Here is a 7191-nt window from a genome sequence, read left to right as displayed (position 1 = left end):
CTCGACGACCTCCTCGGGCCGATCCGGCGGTGGCTCGGCGGCGCCGACGCCGGTTCCTCCGAAGCCTCCGCATCTGCTGAGGAGCCCGCCACCCCGACCGGCCGCCTCGACCTGATCGAGGGCGCCGGTGGCGTGCTCGTGCGCCTGGGCACCGACCTCACGGTGCTCGACCTCGCCCGGTCACTCGCCGCCCCGGTGGTCGTGGTGGCCCGCGCGGGACTGGGCACACTGTCCGAGACCGAGCTCGCGGTCCGCGCGATCGAGTCAGCGGGACTCCGGTGTGCCGGGATCGTGATCGGCTCGTGGCCGTACGAACCGGACCTCGCCGAGCGCCTCAACCTGGAGGATCTGCCCCGACTGACCGGGGTCCCGGTGCTCGGCCGGGTGCCCGCGGGGGCAGGTCGGCTAGAGCCCGCGGAGTTCGCCCGTCTCGCGCCGGGGTGGTTCAGCGATAGGTTTCTTGCTGCGCTTCCAGAAGAGAATCAGTATTCGTAGGCGGGATCTGAATCGATGATCCTCGCGAACATGTTCTCCATCAGTGCGAGGTCACCCGCGGATCTCGCTACATGGCACGCATTGTGCAGTTCAACCGAATCAGTTCGCTGCCAGTCCAACCCGACGCCAGTCTCGGACAGCAGTAGATCGAAGAACTCACGCGTTGCGCGTCCATTCCCTTCACGGAACGGATGCGCAAAGTTGACGTAGTCGTATAAGTGGGCAATTTCCCGGAGAAGATTCTCTGGCGGGATGCCCGCCAGTCGGTTCGACTCCCATACTCTCCGGGCCACGTATGCCATCGGCCGTGGGATATCGAGTGGCGGACAGAACGACTCGCGACCTTTCTCGATGCCCACAGTTCGTAGATCGCCCGCCCAGGCGTAGACATCCTGAAATAAGTGGCGGTGGATCGCCTGGAAGAACGCCAGGTCGTACGTTCGCTCACCCAAGAGCTCTGGGACTTCTCGGAGCTCGATGAGCCGCGCTTCGACAAGATCGTTCTCCGCGTCTCGGAGATCACCAACAACGGAGATATTCAGCTTGTTCCTGAGCACTGTAGTACCGGGAATGAAATACCCGGACCAATTCCGTTCATGGCTCCCTGAATCCCACGGGTGCGGCACTCGGCTAGGAGATGTTGTACCGGCGGCGGACGCGATCCCCCAGCTCGGAGGCACTGATGGTGCCACGCGCATATGCGAGCTGGTCAGCTCGCGTGGCGCTCGTGCTAGTGGCCCCTTCCAATTCTGAAGTGCGGCGAATAGACCGAATCGCGCGGACGCGTCGCTGAGTACGCTGAGCCCTCGTCATCCCGTCACCTTCCATGGCTTCGAGGATAGTCGACGGTTCAGACACACTGCGTCGTACCGCCATACAGAAGGCGTCGTCACCACGTCCTTTCATCGCCCGCCGGGCCACTAGCCGAGTCCAGCCGCGTCACGGCGGGACTCACCCCACGTGCCAGTGACGGCGGATGAGCTCCTCCCGCGCGGTCTCGTCGTCAGCACCCTCCCCGCCCGGCGTGTTGTCGTCGGCCTCGCGCAGGCCCGCGAGCAAGGCGTCGATGAGCTGCTCGGGGAACACGCCGTCGGCTTCGAACACCCCACGCTCGGCCTCGAGGACGTCGGCCGCCTCGGTACACGAGGAGGGCAGCTGCTCGAAGTCGTCGTTGTCGTCCGCCTTCAGGTGCTCGGCCTGCTCCAGGCTCCCGGGGTCGTTCAGGCCGCGCGTCGCCGCGACCGCCATGCCGGCCAGGAGCAGGTGCACGTCTGCCGAGCCGTCGCCGAGTCGCAACTCGATGGTCTGGGGGTCCGTGGCCGGTTCGGGGACGGGCTCGGTGCTTCCGGGATTGGCGTGGGCCACCATGTCGGCCAGCACGTCGCCGCCCCAGGCCAGTGGGACCCGCACCAGACCGGTGCGGTCCTTCTCGCCCCAGCAGATGTCCTCGGGTGACTCGTCGCCGGCGGTGAACCGCAGGTAGGACGTGGGGACCGTGTTGCCGAACGCGGCCAGCGCCCTGGCCGCCGAGAGGTAGCCGGCGATCAATCGTCGCCCGGTGTCGTTGATCCCCTGCTTGGTGACGACGGTGTTGGTGCCGTTCCGCACGAGCCGGCTGTGGATGTGCAGTCCGTTGCCTGCGCCCTCGCCGCTCACCAGTGGCGCGAAGGTCGCCTCGAGGCCGTGGGCGTAGGCGACCTCGCGCACCACCCATTTGGCCAGGACGAGGTGGTCGGCAGCCTGCTCCAGGGGCACGGGCTGGAGCTCGATCTCGTGCTGGACCAGCTGACGGTCATCCTCGAGGATGTTGCCGACCTCGCCGTGGGCGTACTTCAGCGGCACCCCCATGGCGCAGAGATGACCCAGCACCTGCTCCCGGACCCGCTCGTGCTTGGAGAAGGGGCCCGACTCCTGGTACCCGCGCTCCTCCTCCACGGGGAAGAGCGATTCGGGCTCGTGGGCGAGGTAGTACTCCAGCTCGCCGAAGGCCTCGAGCGTCATACCGGTCTCCTGGGTCAGCACCTCGGCGGCGCGGCGCACGACCTGCTCGCGCGCGTACGGCAGCGGCGTGCCGTCCTCGCGGTAGAAGGAACACAGGACGTCGAGCGAGGTCCGCTCGCCGAAGGGGTTGAGGAAGGCGGTGCGGTGGCGCGGGACGATGTAGACGTCACTGGCGTCGGTGTCGGTCCCGGGGAATACGCTCGAGCCGTCCACGCGCTCTCCTCGCGTCAGAACCTCGTGGAGGTGCTGGCGGGAGTTGATGGGGAAGGCCAGGGTCTTCAGACGGCCGTCGCCGCCGACGTAGCGCAGGTTCACCTGCTCCAGTCCCAGCTCTTCGACCGCCCGGACGAGGGCGTTCGCGGTGAACTCCGCCGAAGGCATGCCGAGCAGGCGGACGAGGGGGTGGGGTTCAAATGCGTCGATGGCCATGCCTCGTTCTACCAGCGCCGCGGCGCAGTCCCCACCGGACTCAGGACCAATCCAGTTTCAGAACCACAGCTCGGCCAGCAGCTCGATCGACCGGTTCCGCACCGCCGGGTCGAACGCGTAGGTCACGGTGATCAGCTCGTCCGCGCCCGTGCGCTCCACGAACTCGTCCAGTTGCGCCTTGACCGTCTCGGGTGATCCCACCGCGCTGATCTCGAGCATCCCGGGCGAGCTGCCGGCGAACTGCGCCGGGTCGACGGGCGGCTGGATCTTGCGGCGTCGCCCGGCCCGCAGGTCGAGGAACATCTGCTGGAGGGTGGTGAACTCGCGTTGAGCTTCCTCGTCGGTGTCGGCGACGATCACGTTGATCCCGGCCATCACCTGGGGCGTGTCGATGCGTGCGGTGGGCGCCTCGGTGCTGAAGGACTCCCGGTAGACGCGGATGGCGTCGTCGATCTGGTCGGGCGCGAAGTGCGAGGCCAGCGAGAACGGCAAGCCCAACTGCCCGGCGATCGAGGCGCCGTTGACGGTGGACCCGAGCACCCAGATCGGCACCTCCATGCCCTGTGAGACCGACGACAGGATCGGGGTGCTGTGCGCCGTGCCGGTCTCGCCGAACCACGCCTGCAGGTCGTAGATGTGCTGGGCGAAGGCCTGCGGCTCGGCCGACGACCGGCTCAGTGCCTGGGCGGTCATCCCGTCGGTTCCGGGGGCGCGGCCCAGGCCCAGGTCGATGCGGTCGCCGTGGAGGTTAGCGAGCGTGCCGTACTGCTCGGCCACCATGAGCGGCGCGTGGTTGGGCAGCATCACGCCGCCGGAGCCCACGCGGATCCGCTCCGTCACCGAGGCCGCCTGCGAGATGAGCAACGCCGTGGCGCTGGAGGCGAGGTTGGGCGTGTTGTGGTGCTCGGCGAACCACAGCCGCGAGTAGCCCAGCCGATCGGTGAGCTGCGCGGACTCCATCGAGGCGGCGATGCCCTCACGCGCGGTGGAGCCTTCCGAGATGGAGACCAGGTCGAGGATGCTCAAGGGGACCGACACAACACACCTATTTCTACGTTTACCGTTGCATTAAGGGCCGTGGTGGCCCACGCCCAGAGGCTACCGATCCGCCCATGTCGGTGACGGATCACCGATCTCCCCACCCCCTGTCGGTCCGGGGAACTACCGCGAAGCACTGCGCCGAGGTACGACGACGACGAGGTCCGCCGCCCCAGACCGCGTGGGCGACTGCGGGGATGCGCATTTCGGATCCTACGGATTGTGCGTTGGGTCACACTGTGCTCATCGCGGGTCCCGCCCGCGCATCAGGTCCGTACGAAGGGTCCGAACCACATGACGACGATCGCATGACCACCGCACGCTCCGACGAACCACTCCACCAACGGGTGACCTCGGGCGAGGCCGACCTTGACGAGTTCCGCGACCGCCTCACCGCCTGGCTCGCGGCCCGCGACGAGGTCGACGCCTCCGCAGGTGTCGAGGTCTCGGCGGTGAGCAGGCCGGAGAGTTCGGGGATGTCCAACATCTCGGTCCTCTTCGACGCCACCTGGACCCCGGCCGGCCCGGCGTCGCCAGGAGGCACGGCCGAGCCGCAGTCGGCGCAGCTGGTGGCCCGGATGTGTCCGCAGGACGGCGCGTTTCCGGTGTTCCCCGTCTACGACCTGGCCAAGCAGTTCGACGTGATGCGGGTGGTCGGCGAGAACACCGACCTGCCGGTCCCCCGTGTCCGCTGGCTCGAGCAGGATCCGGCCATCCTCGGCACGCCCTTCCTGGTGATGGACAGGGCCACGGGCCTCGCCCCAGTCGACAATCCCCCTTACGTCTTCGACGGCTGGCTGCTGGAGATGGATCCCGGGCAGCGGGCCGAGGTCCAGCGGGAGTCCGTGGCCGTCCTGGCCGCGGTCCACGGCATCGAGGATCCCGCCGGGCGGCTGCCGTCGCTCGCCGCGGCGCACGGGGTGAGCGCGCTGCGTGCCCACGTGGACGAGCAGCGGGCCTACTACGAGTGGACGACCCGGGAGGACGGACTGCGGATTCCGGTGATCGAGCGGGCCTTCGAGTGGATCGAGGCCCACTGGCCCGCCGAGACCGGCCCCGACGTACTGAGCTGGGGCGACGCCCGCATCGGCAACATCCTCTACACCGGCACCAGCCCCACGGCGGTGCTGAACTGGGAGATGGCGGCCATCGCGCCCGCGGAGGTGGACCTGGGCTGGCTCCTCTACTTCCACGACCTGTTCCAGGACCTCGCGGTGACCTTCGAGTTCCCCGGTATCCCGGACCTGTTCGACCACGGCGACGTGGTGGCGCAGTACGAGCAGCTCACCGGCTCCGCTGTCCGCGACCTGCCGTTCTACTACGTCTACGCGGGCCTGCGGCAGGCGATCATCCTGTCGCGGATCACGCGCCGTCGTATCCACTTCGGGGAGCAGGAGACGCCCGCGACCCCGGACGAGTACGTGCTGCACCACACGATGCTCGAGCGGCTCATCGTGGGCTGATGTCCACGCCGACGCCCGCTGCGATATTTCACCAGTTCGAGCTTACGACGGGCCAATCTCGCCCGCCCCCATCCTTGATTGTCAAGCCTGGTAGGTCAGTCCAGGTCGTCCGACGAGATCCGGCTCCAGCGGTGCCGACCGCGTCCACGTGGACGGTGCTCGATCTCCTGGTAGTCGAACACCGGTAGTGAGAGTTTGAAGCGGATCGCGGCCACCCGCAGGCCGAACCCCACGACCAGGGTGATCGCGGCGCCCCAGTTCTCCGGGACGCCCGCAGCCACGAGGCCCACGTAGACGAGCGCGGCCAGGATGGCGACGCTGGCGTACAGCTCGTGTCGGAACACGAGTGGCACCCGGTCGCACAGCAGGTCACGCATGACTCCCCCGAACACGCCCGTGATGACCGCGGCGGCGACGGCGATGATGACGCCGTGCCCCATTTCCAGGGCGATCCGAGCACCGAAGATCGCGAAGACGGTCAGTCCGAGTGCGTCGAGTCCGAGGAAGAGCACCCGGAAGTGCCGCATGAGTGGCGCGACGAACACGGTCACGACCGCGGCCGCCGCGACCAGCGCGAGGTAGGACGGATTCTCCACCCAGATGAGCGGATAGTGGTCCAGCAGGGCGTCCCGGATCGAACCGCCGCCGATGGCGGTGACGCACGCGACGATCACCACGCCGAACAGGTCCATGCGCTCGCGGCCGGCGGCCAGCGCACCGGTCATCGCCTCGGCGGTGATGCCGATGAGGAACAGAATGGTGAGGAACTCCACGGGTCCGGTCAGTCCGTGAGAGAGGCGAGATGAGGGGTCAGTATGGGCCCATCCCCCCGCCTGCCCGTGGGGAGCGCACCGCGGGGGCCGGATGCGGTCTGCTCAGGCCGCGCCTAGTGGCGCGCGTGTGAATTAGTTTTACGGTTCGGTTTGTGAAATCATGGGGCATGGCGAATCGACCTGCCCCGGCATTGATGTTGCGTCCCGGCGATCGCGAGAAGCTTGAGAGAATGACGCGCTCGCAATCGATGTCGGCGGGCATGGTGCAGCGGGCGCGGATCGTGCTGCTGGCCTCGGAGGGAAGACGCAATTCCGAGATCGCCGAGCTGGCCGGCGCGTCGCGGCCGAAGGTGAACCTCTGGCGGTCCAGGTATGAGGACAAGGGTATTGCCGGACTGGCAGATGAGAAGCGCTCTGGCCGGCCCCGCACGATCGATCACGCCGAGATCGTGACGGCGACCTTGATGCCCCCGCCGAAGAGCTTGGGCGTGACTCACTGGTCTTCGCGACTGCTGGCGGCGCGGTTGAAGGTCTCGGCCTCGACGGTGGTCACGGCCTGGCGGGCATATGGGATCAAGCCGTGGCGGGCCGAGTCTTTCCGGTTCTCCACCGATCCCGAACTGGTCGGCAAGGTCACCGACATCTGCGGCCTGTACCTGGCGCCACCGGAGAACGCGATCGTGCTGTGCGTGGACGAGAAGTCCCAGATCCAGGCGCTGGATCGCACCCAGCCGATCTTGCCCATGCAGCCCGGCCTGATCGAGCGACGCAGCCACGACTACGTCCGGCACGGCACCAGCACTCTGTTCGCGGCCCTGGACATTGCCACCGGGCAGGTGACAGCCGCGCTCAAACCGCGACACCGAAACCAGGAGTTCCTGGCGTTCCTGAAGCAGATCGAGCGGGCGTACCGTGATGTTGTCGACGCCGATGGCCAGCCGGTCGAGCTGCACCTGGTGATGGACAACTACGCCGCCCACAAGCACGCGAAC

At 67.7% G+C, this 7191-nt stretch carries 8 protein-coding genes; 3 read left to right on the top strand and 5 right to left on the bottom strand.

The genetic code is table 11. The features are described 5' to 3' along the window. A partial coding sequence (locus G6022_RS00675; RefSeq protein WP_241730975.1) for an AAA family ATPase occupies window positions 1–495 on the top strand: 495 nt, incomplete at its 5' end. Here G6022_RS00675 and G6022_RS00670 read toward each other — a convergent pair. From G6022_RS00670 to G6022_RS00655, 4 genes are all read right to left on the bottom strand, one after another. Further along, window positions 483–1121, bottom strand: a complete 639-nt coding sequence (locus tag G6022_RS00670; RefSeq protein ID WP_182638698.1) for a Fic family protein — start codon at window positions 1119–1121, stop codon at window positions 483–485. The genes G6022_RS00675 and G6022_RS00670 overlap by 13 nt on opposite strands. A 4-nt stretch (window positions 1122–1125) precedes the next feature. After that, window positions 1126–1308, bottom strand: a complete 183-nt coding sequence (locus G6022_RS00665) for a hypothetical protein (RefSeq protein ID WP_182638697.1) — start codon at window positions 1306–1308, stop codon at window positions 1126–1128. Between the two features lie 138 nt (window positions 1309–1446). Next, a complete protein-coding gene (locus G6022_RS00660; protein WP_182638696.1) occupies window positions 1447–2925 on the bottom strand; it encodes a glutamine synthetase family protein in 1479 nt (492 codons plus the stop codon). Window positions 2926–2982: 57 nt separating this feature from the next. Beyond that, entirely contained in the window at window positions 2983–3963 is a 981-nt protein-coding gene (locus tag G6022_RS00655) for an MsnO8 family LLM class oxidoreductase (protein WP_182638695.1), read from the bottom strand. A 308-nt stretch (window positions 3964–4271) separates the two neighbouring features. On the opposite strand from G6022_RS00655, the gene G6022_RS00650 reads away from it, so the two are divergent. Continuing rightward, window positions 4272–5426 carry a phosphotransferase family protein gene (locus G6022_RS00650; RefSeq protein ID WP_241730974.1) on the top strand — a complete coding sequence of 385 codons (1155 nt, stop codon included), beginning with the start codon at window positions 4272–4274 and terminating at the stop codon, window positions 5424–5426. Window positions 5427–5521: 95 nt separating this feature from the next. Here G6022_RS00650 and G6022_RS00645 read toward each other — a convergent pair whose 3' ends face one another. Beyond that, a complete protein-coding gene (locus G6022_RS00645; protein WP_182638693.1) occupies window positions 5522–6199 on the bottom strand; it encodes a TRIC cation channel family protein in 678 nt (225 codons plus the stop codon). 152 nt (window positions 6200–6351) lie between these two features. On the opposite strand from G6022_RS00645, the gene G6022_RS00640 reads away from it, so the two are divergent. Next, a partial coding sequence (locus G6022_RS00640; protein ID WP_347238136.1) for an IS630 family transposase occupies window positions 6352–7191 on the top strand: 840 nt, incomplete at its 3' end.

This window comes from Dietzia sp. Cai40, assembly GCF_014145165.1.
Classification (GTDB): Bacteria; Actinomycetota; Actinomycetes; order Mycobacteriales; family Mycobacteriaceae; genus Dietzia; species Dietzia natronolimnaea.
Note: the sequence above shows the minus strand (reverse complement) of the source record. Positions and strands in the feature narration are given on the sequence as shown.

Bases quoted from the DNA above. Each gene is read 5' to 3' on its own strand.
- G6022_RS00650 (WP_241730974.1), top strand. From the start codon at position 4,272: ATGACCACCGCACGCTCCGACGAACCACTCCACCAACGGGTGACCTCG.
- G6022_RS00665 (WP_182638697.1), bottom strand. From the start codon at position 1,308: ATGACGAGGGCTCAGCGTACTCAGCGACGCGTCCGCGCGATTCGGTCT.
- G6022_RS00660 (WP_182638696.1), bottom strand. From the start codon at position 2,925: ATGGCCATCGACGCATTTGAACCCCACCCCCTCGTCCGCCTGCTCGGC.